Here is a 14,157-nt window from a genome sequence, read left to right on the forward strand (position 1 = left end):
AAGCGGCACAACCGGACGCGCCAGCCCGCAGGCCAAGCCGGCTCGTTCTGCCCCAAGCGGCGGGACCGGCCGATCGCAACCGGCGGTCAAGCCAGGGATCAAGAGCCGCGCCGCAAAGCCCGGCACCGGCGGCGCGGGTAGCCGGCCAGGCAGCCGACCGGATCGTGCGCCTCAAAATCGTGCGCCTAAAGATCGCGCGCCTCAAGCCAGCGCGAGGCCATCGCGTGGCCAGCGTCCCGCCCAAGCCCCCGCTGCCGCGAACACCGAGCGGTTGGCCAAGCGGCTGGCCACAGAGCTGCCGTGTTCACGCGCAGATGCCGAGCGCTACATCGAAGGAGGCTGGGTCACGGTCAACGGCAAGGTGCAGGAAGAGCCCGGTTTGCGGGTCACGGCCTCGCAGACGGTCAGCCTGCTGCCCGGCGCCCGGCTGGAAGAGGGCCGTCCGGTCACCATCCTGATCCACAAGCCAGCGGGCATGTACGCTGACGACCAGCCCGGTTCGGCACGCGACCTGATCCTGCCCGAGAACCTGATGTCCGGCGACCGTTCCGGCCAGCGCTACTTGAAGCGCATGTTCAATGGACTGAAGCTGGTGACGCCGCTTGAGCGCGCGGCAAGCGGTCTGGTCGTGTACACGCAGGAGTTCGCGGTGGCGCGCAAGCTGGTTGACGAAGGCCGACACGTCGAGCAGGAGTACGTCGCCCAGGTCGAAGGCCAGCTCAGCGAGGCCGATCTGGCCCGCATGCAGCGCGGCATGGCCTATGAGGGCCGCCCGGCCACCCCGATGAAGGTGAGCTGGCAAAACGAAACCCATCTGCGCTTTGCGCTGAAGTCGCCGATGCCCGGATTTATTGAAGCGGTGTGCGAAGCGGCAGGCCTGCGCCTGCTGGCCCTGCGGCGGCTGCGGATCGGGCGCTTGCCGATGGCAGGCCTTGCAGCCGGGCAATGGCGCTACCGGCTGGAGTACGAGCGATTCTGATGCGCGGACCGACCAGCCCCCCGTTCGCCAATCTCCTGAACCGGCCCAGTCCGGAATCCGGCTCGCACCAGGATGCCGGTCTGCCGGACGCCAGACGCCGGCGGATGCTGTTGAATGCTGGCGCCCTGTGCCTGTCGGGGCTTGGCCTGGCGGGCTGCGCCGGCGGCCGGAAGACGTCGTCACCCGGTGCCCTGAACCGCCCCCCCGTGCCGCCGCCGTCGCACGCGAAACCCTCGGCCGCCCCCGTGCCGGCGTTGCGGCCGGGTGCGAAGGTCGCCATCGTGGCGCCTGCATCGACCGCGCCCAACGCCAGCGACCTTGCCGCGCAATGGCTCGAAGACCGGGGTTATTTTCCGGTGATCATGCCGGCATCGCGGACCCGGCTCGACGCTCCGTATGAATACCTGGCGGGCACCGACGTGCAGCGCCTGGATGATCTGCATGCAGCGTTCGCCGCGCCGGACATCGGCGCGGTGTGGTGCCTGCAAGGCGGTTTTGGCTCATGGCGCTTGCTGGACAGGCTCGATTACGGACTGCTGCGTCAACACCCCAAGCCCTTCATCGGTTACAGCGACATCACCGCCTTGCATCTGGCCATGCAGCGCCACGCCGGTTTTGTCACGTTTCATGGGCCGATGCTGGCGCAGGATCTGGTGGCAGGCAAGGGCGAACCCACCGAGTCGCATCTGCTGGCGATGCTGAGCGGCCAGATCGGGGAGGGCGCGTGGATCCAGCCGCCGCCGGACAGCCGGGCCATGGAACTGGTGGCTGGCACCGCAAGCGGGCGGCTGGTGGGCGGCAACCTGGCGCTTATTGCCGCGCTGATCGGTTCCCGGCACGAGATCGACACGCGCGATTCGATTCTGTTTTTCGAAGACGTCAACGAGGCGCTGCCGCGCGTGGACCGGCTCTTGAGCCAACTGGCGGCCGCAGGCAAGTTCGACGGCGTCCAAGGTGTGATCGTGGGCAATTTCACCCGCATCATCGGGACAAATCTGGACGACGCGCAGGCGCAGAGCCTGCTTTATCCGCTGATACTCGAACAGTTCGGCGCGCGAGGCATTCCGGTGCTGGCTGGCTGGCCCAGTGGACACGGCGATCCGAACCTGACCCTGCCGCTCGGGGCGCGCGTCACGTTGGACACCGCACGGGCAGGGTTGCGGCTGGATCAGGCGGTGATCCGTGCAGCCACCGGCTGATGTGATGAAATGTCTCATTAATAGCGCATAAGTCAAAATTATGCGCTATTAATGGCTCACAAAGCAGCATCGGTTTGCCTCATTAATAGTGCATAAAGCCAATCATGGCGCTATTATTGCGTCATGAAAAAGAAAATCGAACCCAGTTTCGAGGCCGCCGAGGCGTTGGCTCGCCTGGGCGCGCACATCCGCACCGCGCGCCTTCGCCGCAATGAAACCGAAGCCATGCTGGCCAGCCGCATGGGCGTGTCGCGCGCCACCATCAACCGGCTGGAACGCGGCGATGGCGGCGTTTCCCTGGCGCTCGCCGTTGAAGCGTTGTTGCTATACGGCTATGGAGACCAGGTGTTCGCATTGGGCGACCCGGACCTCGATGGGGTGGGCAAACGGCTTGACGCCATGCGCCGTCCCGCTCGGGGCAGCGGCAAGGCGCAGCATTCGCATCGCGCCGATCCGTCCAGCCTGTAACCCGGCGGTCGACATCGTGCCTGCCAAGAAAACCAAAACCGTCGAAAGCGAGCTTTTCGTCTATGTGGACATCCGGGGCGAAGCCGTGCTCGCTGGCGTCCTGACCCTGGATGACAGCGACGAGAATCACTTCTTCGCCGAATTCACCTACGTGCAGTCCTACGTGAACGATCCGCGGGCGTTTTCGCTGGATCCGCTCAATCTGCCACTGACCGACTCCGCCACCACTTACCGGACCGAAAGCCGGTACCAGACGCTGGGGGCGATTTTCGACGCCGCGCCGGATGCCTGGGGCCGCAACGTAATGCGCGTGGACAACGCGGGCGCCCGCGTGACAGAGAACGAAGTGCTGCTCAAGGGGCGGGGCATGGGCGTGGGAGCGCTTTTTTTTAGCGCCCGGCAATTGACACCCAACATGCGCAAGACCTATCGGCTGCCCGAAGTCAGCCAGCTGGATTCGTTGGCGGACCTTCTGACCGACATCGACCAGGGCATCAAGCCCAAGGGGCTGTATCGCGACATCCTGGGCAGCTCATGGGATATCGGCGGGGCGCGGCCCAAGACGATCGTGCGGGACGAGGCGGGCGAAATGTGGATTGCCAAGTTTCCGCGCAAGGGCGAATCCTACGACCGCCAGCGCGTGGAATACGCGAACCTGCAGATGGCCAAGGCCATCGGCCTGAACGTGCCGCAGATCCGCCTGGCGCAAACGCATCTGGGCGCCGTGCTGCTGACGCACCGGTTCGATCGCGAGCTGCTGCCGGTCCGGCAGGGCGCGGACCCGGTCATCGCGCGGCGGCACTTCCTTAGCGGCGCTTCGCTCATCAGCCCGTCAGTGAATATCGGCAAACGCGAGCTTGATGGCCCGCGCGGCAAGGCCACGTATTCCTACGCACGCCTGGCCGACGTGGCGCGCCGTATCTCGTCCAATCCCGTGCAGGATCTGCTCGAACTGTACGCGCGCATGATCCTGAACGTCGCGGTCCACAACACCGACGACCATCTAAAGAATGTCGGATTTCTGAAAGACGAAGATGCGCGCACCTACCGGCTGTCGCCGCTTTTTGATGTGGTGACCCAGGAAGGCTCGGCGCGGCACTACCTTCACATTGGCTCCGCCGGCCGCGACAGCACGTTTGCCAATTGCCTGACCGAGTACCGGCGTTTCGGACTCCGCTCGGAAGCGGCCGCCAGGTCGATCATCGACCGCGTGCGGGGCGTGGTCGGCGAGCGCAGGCGGTTCTACGAAGAAGCTGGCATGTCACAGGCCGAAATCGAACACGTCGAGGCCTCATTGATGGCGTGGCGCCAGCCGTGGGAATAGGGGCGCTCAAACCTCGTGCACGGCGTGCGGGTCGTAAGCCTGACCGCGCTCGACCATGCGCGCGTGAAAATCCCGGCTCAGTTCGGCTAGCGTGACCTTGCCGAGCCGGTCCAGAAGCAGCTGCTGGGCCTGTTCGAACACGTCGTCCAGCGAGGCATTGACCGCCTCTTCGACCAGGCATCCGGGCGATTCGCTGCGGTTGCCCATGGCGAAGATCTCTGGCGCGCCCAGCGCTTCGTAGATATCGCGCAGCGTGACCGCTTTGAAATCGCACGAAATCGTCCACCCGCCGCCATGACCTTTTTCGGATCGGACCAGGCCCTGTTGCCGCAGGCCGCCCATGATGCGGCGGATGACGACAGGATTGGTCTGCATGACGCGGCCCAGGTCATCGGAGGTCATGGGACCGGGGCGCTCGGCCATATGCAGCAGAACGTGCAATACGCCGGAAAGCTTGCTGTCTCTTCTCATGCAACAGATGCTATTGCATGACGGCAGCCATGGTCAACGCGGCGCGGCACCCGAACAGCCGCGCCCCGTGGCAAGGGCATCGATCAGAGCCGCTTGGCCTGCCATTCCCCTTTGCCGGCCGCGCTTCCGCTCATGCTGCGGCCGTTCACTTCGCCCGCGTAGCGCACGCCATTGGCGGTGAAGGTGATCGACTTGCCGTCCATCCGGGCGTCGGAGATCGGCACGGACCCCAGCTTGCCCGAGAGCATCTGGTAGTGCTGGTCAAGCTGCAGCGTCTGCCCGCCCAGATCCCATTTGCCCTGCACCTTGGCCGGCACGATCCACAGGAGCGCCGTGCAATAGGTCTGGCAGTTCTCGGTGACGGTTTCCGAGGCATCCGGCTCCCAGTCGCCCATGCGGAAGGTGTTTGACACCACGCGCGTGCCGGCCGGTAGCTCCAGCAGTTTGGGGCGCAGTTTCTCGTTGATGGTCGAGAGCAGGAACATCGTGATCACATCGGCCTGGGACAGATCTGTGGTGAACAGGTCTTGCGCCACGAACGTGGCGCGGTCGGCCACGCCCGCGCGCTTGGCATTTTGGCGCGACAGCTCGACCAGGTCGGGGTTGTACTCGATGCCTTGCGCGGTCAGTCCGCGCTGTGCGGCCGTGATGACCGTGCGGCCGTCGCCCGAGCCCAGGTCCATCAGCCGGTCCTTGGGGGTGACCTTGGCCATGTCCAGCATCTTGTCCACCAGGGTCTGCGGGGTAGGCACCCAAATGACGTCCTTGCCTTCCTGGCCGACGTCGGGCACGTAGGCTTTCTGGGCGCCGGCCTTGGCGGGCGCGGCGGCAGTCTGCGCCATGGCGGCGCCCGCGCTCAGCAGCGTGAAGGCCATCGCCGAGGCCAGCATCGCAAGGCGCAGGCGCGGGGTGAATACCTGGGACGCGGTTTTCGAATGGTCGAGGGAGCGTGGCATGGTGAGGGTTCCTTGGACGGTGGAGGACAGGGGAAGAGCCAGTCAGCTTGCGGCCTGGGCGGACTTGAGCAGGCGCATCAGTGGCGCGCCGGCCGCCAGCACCGCCAGCCCGATCAGGGCGCCCGCGCCGGCATACATGGCGCTGGACACGACCAGTCCGGCGCAGGTCAGCGCCAGCAGCAAGGGGGGCAGCGGAAAGAGCGGAACGCGAAAAGGACGAGGGCGGTCGGGGTCCAGGCGGCGCAGGCGCCAGACGGAGGCGGCGACCAGCATCATGAAAAGCCAGAACACCGGCGCCGTGTAGGCCACCATGGTCTGCACGCTGTTCTGGCTGAACGCGCCCAGCGCCACCAGCGCAAGGGTGATCACGCCCTGAACGACTAGCGCGCTGACAGGCGTCTCGTTGCGCGCGCTCCAGCCCGCCAGCGCCTGCAGCCGGGGCACGTCGCGGCCCAGCGCGTAGTACACCCGCGCGCCGGTAATGATGGTGCCGTTGATGGTGCTGAGCGCCGTGGCGCAGATGGTCAGGCTGAGCAGCGCCGCCGCATAGGGTCCTGCGGCCAGCTGCATGACCTCGGCACCCAGGGCGGGCGTGTCCCGCAGTCCCTGTAGTCCGAAGATCTCAAGCAGCGCGATGTTGGTCAGGACATAGGCGCTGGTGACCACCGCCGTGCCGATGAGCAGCACCCGGCTCATGTTGCGCGCGGGATCGCGCAGTTCGCCGCTAAGATACGCGGCCTCGTTCCAGCCGCCATAGGTCAGCAGCACGAAGACCATCCCCATGCCGAGCAGCCCGGCGGTATTGCCCGACAGCGGGGCCGGTGAAGCAGCAGTGACAGACTCGCCGCCCGACGCGGTCAGGCTGGCGATCAGCACCGCGGCCAGAGCAATCAGGGTCAGCACCGTGAAAACCCATTGCAGCCGTTTGGAATAACGTGTGCCGATCATGTTCAGGCCCGTCAGAACGACGACGGAGATGGCCGCGTGCACAGCGGGGCCCTGGGATCCCAGCGGCAGGAGCCGCTGTGCGTAATCCCCGTAGATGAATGCCACGACTGCGATCGCGCCGGTCTGGATGACGGAGCAGCGCGCCCAGGCGAACATCAGCCCGACGCGCCGTCCCCAAGCGCGGGTCAGATAAAGATATTCGCCGCCCGCGCCGGGATACGCCGAGCCGAGTTCGGCGTAGCAAAGCGCCCCGACCAGCATGACGAGTCCGCCCGCGCACCAGAGACCGATATAGACCGCTTCCGAATGCGCGTGCTGCGCGACCAGAGGGGGAAAACCGAAGATGCCGATCCCGATGACCACACCGACAAGCACCACGGTCGCGTCCATGACCGACAGGCCAGTGGGCGCGCGGCCGTTTACCGTATCAGGGACGGCGCTCATGGGAGAGCGCGCCGCAGACATGGATTGGCGCGTAGCGGCAGGCGGGGAACAAGCGGGAAATCCGGGGGGCGCGTGGTGAGAGTGTTGGACAAATTCGCGGGCAAACGCGAGCGGAGCGATGACATGCAATTCTCCCGGGGTGGACGCGCGGACGGATGCTCACGGCAGATGTCGGCATATGCTGACAATTGCCTGAACATAAAGCGACCGTGACCGGCGGCGGAAAGTTCCGCAGGGTTTTCCTGGGTCCTGGCGTCATCCAAAAACAGAGATCAGCAGATTTCGATATTCATGCAATGTCTTATATTAGGTGTCCAACCTATTGAGTTTTAAGGAAAATACACCCGATTAAAAATTCATAGTTGAAGTTGAATATCTAAAGTAATTTCTTAAGTACTGCCGACGTTTTTCTGTCCGCGCGCGTTCAATAAATTCCCCCGCACGTTGGAAACGCGCTGCTATCCTGCTTTTTCGTGCGCTCAACCCTGCGTCGCGGCGCGGGGAATGGCATGCCACCGCAACCACAGGAGCATCGACATGTAGCTTTCCCGACACGCGTTATTTGCCGCCTTGGCGCTGTCCGCCATGACCGGCGCTGCCCCGTCGGCCTTGGCGCATCACGGCTGGTCGTGGGCCGAATCCGAACAGATGACGCTGCAGGGCACGGTCGAGCAGGTGCAGATCGCGCCACCGCATCCCTCGCTCAAGGTGCGGGCCAAGGACGGCGTCTGGACCGTCGAGCTTGGCAATCCAAGTCAGACGAAGGAAGCCGGTTTCGTCGACGGCTCGGCCAAGCCCGGAGATGCCATCACCGCCGTCGGCAACCGAGACCAGGACGCCGCCGCCAAGCGCATGAAGGCGGTCCAGGTGACCGTTGGCGGCAAGACCTACGATATCTATCCCAGCCGCATCAAGAAGCCCTGACCGCGGGCCGTAGATGCCTGACCTGCTACGACTTGCGCTTGAACAGCTTCAATCCGTACCCCCAGCGCTGTGGCTGCGCCGGTCCGGCGTTCTCTATCTGCTCGTCAACGCCACCCATATCGTCGCCATTGGTCTACTGATCGGGTCGATCATTCCGCTGGATCTGCGCCTGCTCGGCGTACTCAAGCCGGGTGCGCTGGCCGTCCTGGCGCCCGTCTTGGCGCGCACGGCCGCAACGGGCTTGGCATTGGCGGTGTTGACGGGGGCGCTGCTGTTTTCGGTGCGGCCGCTCGACTACCTGTACAACCCGGCATTCCTGGCCAAGATGGGCTTGCTGGCGGCGGGCGCGGTCAACGCCTGGCTGGTGAATCGGGGCAGGGCTTGGGCAAGCGTAGCAAATGGAAGTCCGCCGTCGCCCGCGCTGCGCATTCAGGCGGCGGCCTCTCTGGTGCTGTGGCTGGGTTGTCTCGTGGCGGGGCGCTGGATCGGCTTTCTGTAGGCCGGCATCAGCAGTACCCGACCCCCTGCGCATTCACATACAGCGCGAAGAGACATTGCCCGGTGACCATGAACAGCCGGTTGCGGCGCGCCCCGCCAAAACACAGGTTGGCGCACCGATCGGGCAGGGCGATGCGGCCGATGGCCGTGGCGTCGGGCGCAAATACCATCACCCCGCTCAAGGCCGGGCCCGGGCCCCAGCCCGCCCAGACATTGCCGTCGGTGTCGCAGCGTATGCCGTCGGGAATCGCGCCGGTGTTTGCCTCGACAAACGTGCGGCCGTCGTCCAGCGACCCGTCCTGTCCCACCGCGTAGACCAGGATGCGATTCGGCGTCGAACCGTTGTCCACGACATACAGCAGTCGCTCGTCCGGCGAAAAACACAAGCCGTTGGGGTTGTGGATGCCGCTTACCACGACGTCCAGCCGGCCGGAGTCCGGATCCAGGCGGTAAACATGCGTCGGCAGCTCGGGTTGCGCCTGAAAGCCTTCGTAGTTGGAGAGAATCCCGAATAGCGGGTCGGAGAACCAGACCGACCCATCGCTGTGCACGACGACGTCGTTCGGCGCGTTCAAGCGCTTGCCCTCGAAACGGTCGGCCAGCACGGTCTGCGAGCCATCGTATTCGGTGCGGACCACGCGTCGACCGCCATGTTCGCAGCTGACCAGCCGGCCTTGACGGTCGCGCGTGTTGCCGTTGATGTACCCGGACGGCTTGCGGTGCACCGATACGGCGCCCGTTTCTTCGTCCCAGCGCATCAAGCGGTTATTGGGGATGTCGCTCCAGACCAGGCACCTCGCGTCACCGAACCACACCGGGCCTTCGCCGTACCGGATGCCGCTCGCCAATCGTTCGACGCCGGCGTTGGTGAGCCGGATCGTCTGGAATCGGGGATCCAGGACCTCAATGGCGGGATCGGGATAGCGCTCGGTGGGTTCCCACATATAGCCTCCTGTATAGGCAGGCGGCAGCTTGCCGGGGTGGCGCCGCCGTGCCCATCCACCGTCAGCAGCAAGCCGCCTGCCTGGACTGCCCATCGTCCCGGCGCGGGAGGCGCCGGGCGTCAGTTCATTTTCGGGTGCCGCGCAGCACATGGCCAAGTCTGTATGAGCGCCATGTCGCGAAATGTGGCCGCTCGCGCCGGAATCGCGGCGTACGTGTTCCTGGGGTTTCTGGCGCTGACGGCGCATTCCTCGCGGGCGTGAAATCGGGCAGCGGCGGCCCGCGCGTCCGGTGCAACCGCACTAGCGCAACTGCGTTTTGCCGAAACGCCGCAACCATGCTTATATTTTTGAAGATTTTCCAAGCCCGTCGCGGGCCGGCCTCTGGGAGACCACCATGGCGCTGAGCGATGTACGGGGCAACCCGGTTTCCAGCGATGAACCGGCATCAATGGCCGCCTACGAGCGGGCGCAAAGCCTGTTTCACGGCTACTACGGCGATCCGCTGGGCGTCATTGACGAGGCCTTGGCCGATGACCCCGTTTTCGTGATGGGCCATCTGCTGCGCGCGGGAATGATGATCACCGCCAGCGACAAATGCGTCGAACCGCTGCTGCGTGAAAGCGTGCAAGCCGCCGAAGCGCTCTACGACATTGCCAACGATCGCGAACGCCGCCACACCGCCGCGGCCCGCGCCTGGCTCGACGGGGAATGCTCCCGATCCTTGCGGCGCTATGCCGACATCCTTGCCGACTATCCGCACGACACGCTGGCGCTGCAGGTTGGCCACATTGGCGATTTCCTGCTTGGCCGCTCGACCATGCTGCGCGACCGCGTCGCCGGCATCCTGCCCGCCTGGGACCGCTCGATGCCCGACTACGGCTACGTCTTGGGCATGCACGCGTTCGGGTTGGAAGAGACGAACCTGTACGGGCCAGCCGAGGCGCAAGGGCGCCGCGCGCTGGAGCTCAACCCGCGCGATCCCTGGGCCGTGCACGCCGTCGCTCACGTCCTGGAAATGCAGGGCCGGATCGACGAGGGTATCGCCTGGCTGAACGGAAGACGGGGCGACTGGTCCGAGGACAACATGCTGGCCATCCACAACTGGTGGCATCTGGCTCTGTTTCAGCTGGATCGCGACGAGATTGGCGACGTGCTGGCGTTGTACGACAGCAGGCTGCGGGAAGCTTCCACGGACCAGGTGCTGGATCTGATTGACGCCTCCGCCATGCTGTGGCGTCTGCATTTGCGAGGCGTGGATGCCGGCTCGCGATGGCGCCAACTTGCCGATGTCTGGCAGACGCGTGGCGGCGCGGGGTTCTACGCCTTCAATGACGTGCATGCGCTGATGGCCTATCTGGGCGCGGGCGACGGCGCTGCCGCCCAGGCGCTCATCGAGTCGATGGAAACGGCGGCGGACGGCACGGGCACGAACGCGATGATGACCCGGGATGTGGGATTGCCCGTGGCGCACGCGCTGGCCGCGTTCGCCCGGCAAGACTACGCGCTTGCCGTCAACCTGCTGCGGGACGTGCGCCTAATTGCGCATCGATTCGGCGGCAGCCACGCGCAGCGCGACGTGCTGGCGCTGACATTGGTGGAAGCGGCGTTGCGCGACGGCGCGCGCTCCCTGGCCAAGGTGCTGACTGCCGAACGCATGGCCCTCAAGCCCGGCAGCGCGGGCAACCGCGCGCTTGCCGCGCGGGCCGCGGCGCTGTAGGCGCGCAACCGTGGCCTTGAGACGCGTCATTTCTGCATGACATAGCTGCCCGGCGCGGCCATCGGCGCGGCAGGATCGTCGTCGGGCCGCCGCCCGGCAACGCCGGATGGTGCGGGCCGCAAGGGCCCTGAGCGATGGGCCAGCCACTCGGTCCATGTCGGCCACCACGATCCGCCGCATTGCATGGTTGCGGCCAGCCATTCGTCCGGACCCGCGCGCAGATCATCCTTCGGCCCCGCGGAAAGCCGGTGCCAGCGGCCCGGATGCCCCGGCTCGCTCACGACGCCGGCATTATGGCCGCCGCTGGTCAAGACGTAGCGTATGTCCGCGTCCGTCAGGTAATGGATCTTGAATACGGAACGCCAGGGCGCGATGTGATCGTTGACCGCACCCAGCGCGAAGATGGGCGTGCGGATGTTGCGCAAGGCAATCGTGCGGCCGTTCACCTCGAATCGACCGGCCGCCAGTTCGTTGTTCAGAAACAGTTTGCGCAGATACTCCGCATGCATCCGGTACGGCATGCGCGTCGAGTCCGCATTCCACGCGACGAGGTCGTTCGGAAGAATGCGCTGACCCAGAAAATAGGTCTGCACGGCTCGGCTGGCGACATCCTCGATGGGCCGCAAGGACTGGAAGGCCGCAGCCATTTGTCCGGCGGACAGGTAGCCCTGCGCCCACATGACGCTTTCCAGCATATGCACCTCGCTCGCGTCGATGTACAAGCCCAGGCCACCGGGCTCGGTGAAGTCGGTCTGCGCCGCCAGCAGGGAGATCGTGGCAAGGCGGTCGTCCGCGTCGCCTGCCATGGTCGCGGCCGCAATGGCCAGCAGCGTGCCGCCCAGGCAGTACCCCACGGCATGCACGCGCTGGCCGGGCACGCATCGATTGACCGCCGCCATTGCCGCCATGAAGCCCAGGCGGCGGTAGTCGTCCAGGCAGAGGTCGCGGTCGCGCGCATCGACGTTGCGCCACGAGATGCAGAACACCGTGAACCCTTGCGCCACCAGGTAGCGGATCAGGGAGTTGCCGGGTGAAAGATCCAGCACGTAGTACTTCATGATCCACGCCGGCGTGATCAAAATGGGCTCCGGGCGGACCTGCGGCGTGGAGGGCGCGTACTGGATCAGTTCGATCAAGTGATTGCGGTACACCACCGTGCCCGGGGTCACCGCCACGTTGACGCCCACCTCGAACCGTTCCAGGCCGGGCTCCGGCAGGCCCAACAACCTGTGCCGCATGTCCTCTGCCAGATGGCCCATCCCTTGAACCAGGTTCAGGCCCCTGTCGGTCACCGTACGCTGAATCACTTCGGGGTTGGACCAGGGAAAGTTGGCAGGCGCAAAGACGTCGCACCATTGGCTTGCGCAGAAGGAAACGACGTCGGCGTGATGGGCGGAGACTCCCGGCACACGCGTCGTGGCCTCGGCCCACCACTTGCGCGCTTCGGAAAAGCAATGCTGCCAATATTGGAAGGGTTCAGCCCGCCAGGCCGGCGCGGCGCACCTGCGGTCAAGGGCAGCCTCGGGACAGACGTGAGGGCGGCCCGCCAGGGCCATCGCGGCATGCGCGCTGAGCGCCTGGATGGCGTTTCCCGCCTGCAGCGCCAATCCGATCTGCTTGCCAGGCGCGGCCCCCAGGTGGATCAGCCAGTCGGCCATCGCGAGCGCGAGGGCGCTTGGTGAAATGCCGCCCGTCAGCTGCGCGATGAGCGCCGCGCTGAAATAGTCCAGCGCCGCCAGCGCGTTGTCCGCGACAGGCGGCGCCGATGCCGAAGAGTCGGTAACGGGTTCCGCGACCGGATGCGCCTTCGCGACCCTCACATGCGTCATTGGCTGGCGCGCGTCATTGCGGCCACGGCATTGCCGTCGGCAAGGAATTTGGCCGTGCTTTCCGCGATCTGCGACATTCTTTCTTGCCAGGGATTCTTGCTCTCACGCAGGGCTGCGGCGGTCATGGTGGACGTCTCGCGCGCGATCTTCTCCATTTCCTTCATATAGCTGAACTCGCGGCCCATCAGATCCGTCATCAATTTTTGGTGCAGGGCGCACATGGCGGTCAGAGAGGTCGCAGCGTTGACCTGGGCATTGGCTTCCTGGGCGAATGCCAGCATTTCCTTGTCGGTCTTGAGCTGCAGCGAGCGGAGCTGCCGCGCGAATTCGAAATAACCGGTGGCCGCGGCCAGCGCAGAATGAATTCCGTATTTGTATAGCGCCACGTAGGGTTCATAGTCGGGTTGCATAAGGTCATCCTCCAGGTCACGCGTAACCGCTCGACGCGGCACTTCGGCGGCCGACCGGCTTGCTTCAACCAGAATAGGCCTGCCCGAGACCGGCATGTTGACCAAACTCAAGTTCCGAACGACATCCTGCAAGGCGCAGGCATGCCTACCCGCTGCTCATCTGCCGCAGCGCATCGACGTCGCGGATCTGGAGCTGTCGCCGGGATACGTTGACCAGCGAGGCCTCCTGCAGGCGGCCCAGCACGCGGCAGACCGTCTCGACTTTCATGCCCAGATGATTGGCGATGTCCTCGCGCGTCATCTTCAAGGTGAAGGAGAGGGGAGAGTAGCCATTGGCCGACATCTGATCCGACATTCCCACCAGGAAATCGGCGACCCGCTGCTCGGTCTTCATGCACCCCAGGGTCAGCAAAAGCCGCCGGTACTGATCGATATCGTGAGCGATCAAGCGGTGGAACTGCTGCGCGCACGAGAAATCATCCCGGCATCTGCCCATGATGTCCGAGAACGGCAGTACGCAGACGAGCGAGTCCTCGAGCGCGATGGCATCGCAGCGATGGGTGCCGCTCTCAATGGCATCCAGGCCCAGCAACGCGCCCGCGGACGGAAAGCCCATGATCTGCTCGAGGCCGGCCCGGTTGGTCGCGCGCAGCTTCACCGACCCTGACCGCAGCACATACAGGTTCTGCAACGCGTCTCCCGCGCGGTAGACAGATTCGCCGCGGTGAATCAGCCGCCGGCAGCGAACCGTGTCGCTCAGGGGGGGCCTGGCCGCGTCCGATCCTGCGCGGCAGATCCGGGCCAGGGCGCAACGGTCGCAATCGGCGGACACGCCTGTCGCACTGTCCGTGTAGTTCGTGACAACGATGGGTGAGTCCATGGCCGCGGCTCCTCGGGGGGAATGTGGCGGTGACACGGCAGCAGGCCGATCGCCTTGCCCGTATCGCCTTGTCGGTATCGCTTTGGGGGCTAGTATCGGATGCCGCGCTGCCGTGCGCTATCAGCGCAGATCGCCAGGTTTTGGCCGACGACGCCTACAGATGTAG

General features: G+C 65.3%; 14 protein-coding genes. 7 read left to right on the plus strand and 7 right to left on the minus strand.

Features of this window, described 5'->3' with window-relative positions:
* The first annotated feature begins 271 nt into the window (after window positions 1-271).
* From V6V88_RS13735 to V6V88_RS13750, 4 genes are all read left to right on the plus strand, one after another.
* Complete coding sequence (locus V6V88_RS13735) at window positions 272-979, plus strand: RNA pseudouridine synthase (RefSeq protein WP_223575511.1); 708 nt, start codon at window positions 272-274, stop codon at window positions 977-979.
* 245 nt (window positions 980-1,224) lie between these two features.
* Window positions 1,225-2,178, plus strand: coding sequence for an LD-carboxypeptidase (locus V6V88_RS13740; RefSeq protein ID WP_223576497.1), 954 nt, complete (start codon window positions 1,225-1,227; stop codon window positions 2,176-2,178).
* 123 nt (window positions 2,179-2,301) lie between these two features.
* Window positions 2,302-2,646, plus strand: a complete 345-nt coding sequence (locus tag V6V88_RS13745; RefSeq protein ID WP_062839481.1) for a helix-turn-helix transcriptional regulator — start codon at window positions 2,302-2,304, stop codon at window positions 2,644-2,646.
* Between the two features lie 16 nt (window positions 2,647-2,662).
* Entirely contained in the window at window positions 2,663-3,970 is a 1,308-nt protein-coding gene (locus tag V6V88_RS13750) for a HipA domain-containing protein (protein WP_280002124.1), read from the plus strand.
* Window positions 3,971-3,976: 6 nt separating this feature from the next.
* Here V6V88_RS13750 and V6V88_RS13755 read toward each other — a convergent pair whose 3' ends face one another.
* The 3 genes from V6V88_RS13755 to V6V88_RS13765 all read right to left on the minus strand — a co-directional run bounded on the left by V6V88_RS13755 (window position 3,977) and on the right by V6V88_RS13765 (window position 6,789).
* On the minus strand, window positions 3,977-4,441 hold the full coding sequence (locus V6V88_RS13755; RefSeq protein WP_056317851.1) for an Rrf2 family transcriptional regulator: 465 nt from the start codon (window positions 4,439-4,441) through the stop codon (window positions 3,977-3,979).
* Window positions 4,442-4,524: 83 nt separating this feature from the next.
* Window positions 4,525-5,397 (minus strand): class I SAM-dependent methyltransferase, encoded by an 873-nt coding sequence (locus tag V6V88_RS13760; RefSeq protein ID WP_280002128.1) that lies wholly within the window; start codon window positions 5,395-5,397, stop codon window positions 4,525-4,527.
* Window positions 5,398-5,439: 42 nt separating this feature from the next.
* Entirely contained in the window at window positions 5,440-6,789 is a 1,350-nt protein-coding gene (locus V6V88_RS13765) for an APC family permease (RefSeq protein WP_280002130.1), read from the minus strand.
* A gap of 585 nt (window positions 6,790-7,374) precedes the next feature.
* Between V6V88_RS13765 and V6V88_RS13770 the strand changes: the two genes are divergently transcribed.
* On the plus strand, window positions 7,375-7,713 hold the full coding sequence (locus tag V6V88_RS13770) for a DUF6152 family protein (protein WP_338615271.1): 339 nt from the start codon (window positions 7,375-7,377) through the stop codon (window positions 7,711-7,713).
* A gap of 13 nt (window positions 7,714-7,726) precedes the next feature.
* Entirely contained in the window at window positions 7,727-8,212 is a 486-nt protein-coding gene (locus V6V88_RS13775; protein ID WP_280002134.1) for a DUF6644 family protein, read from the plus strand.
* Between the two features lie 7 nt (window positions 8,213-8,219).
* Here V6V88_RS13775 and V6V88_RS13780 read toward each other — a convergent pair whose 3' ends face one another.
* Window positions 8,220-9,155 (minus strand): SMP-30/gluconolactonase/LRE family protein, encoded by a 936-nt coding sequence (locus V6V88_RS13780; protein WP_280002136.1) that lies wholly within the window; start codon window positions 9,153-9,155, stop codon window positions 8,220-8,222.
* A 394-nt stretch (window positions 9,156-9,549) separates the two neighbouring features.
* Here V6V88_RS13780 and V6V88_RS13785 point away from each other — a divergent pair, with 394 nt between their 5' ends.
* Entirely contained in the window at window positions 9,550-10,872 is a 1,323-nt protein-coding gene (locus V6V88_RS13785; protein ID WP_280002138.1) for a tetratricopeptide repeat protein, read from the plus strand.
* A 26-nt stretch (window positions 10,873-10,898) separates the two neighbouring features.
* Here V6V88_RS13785 and V6V88_RS13790 read toward each other — a convergent pair whose 3' ends face one another.
* The 3 genes from V6V88_RS13790 to V6V88_RS13800 form a co-directional block, all read right to left on the minus strand.
* A complete protein-coding gene (locus V6V88_RS13790) occupies window positions 10,899-12,701 on the minus strand; it encodes an alpha/beta fold hydrolase (RefSeq protein ID WP_280002139.1) in 1,803 nt (600 codons plus the stop codon).
* On the minus strand, window positions 12,698-13,111 hold the full coding sequence (locus tag V6V88_RS13795; RefSeq protein WP_280002141.1) for a hypothetical protein: 414 nt from the start codon (window positions 13,109-13,111) through the stop codon (window positions 12,698-12,700). The genes V6V88_RS13790 and V6V88_RS13795 overlap by 4 nt, the downstream gene beginning before the upstream one ends.
* Before the next feature lie 145 nt (window positions 13,112-13,256).
* Complete coding sequence (locus V6V88_RS13800; protein ID WP_280002143.1) at window positions 13,257-13,991, minus strand: helix-turn-helix domain-containing protein; 735 nt, start codon at window positions 13,989-13,991, stop codon at window positions 13,257-13,259.
* Window positions 13,992-14,157 lie beyond the last annotated feature (166 nt).

Origin of the sequence: Achromobacter sp. E1, from assembly GCF_037039475.1 — a bacterium.
GTDB lineage: Bacteria > Pseudomonadota > Gammaproteobacteria > Burkholderiales > Burkholderiaceae_B > Achromobacter > Achromobacter mucicolens.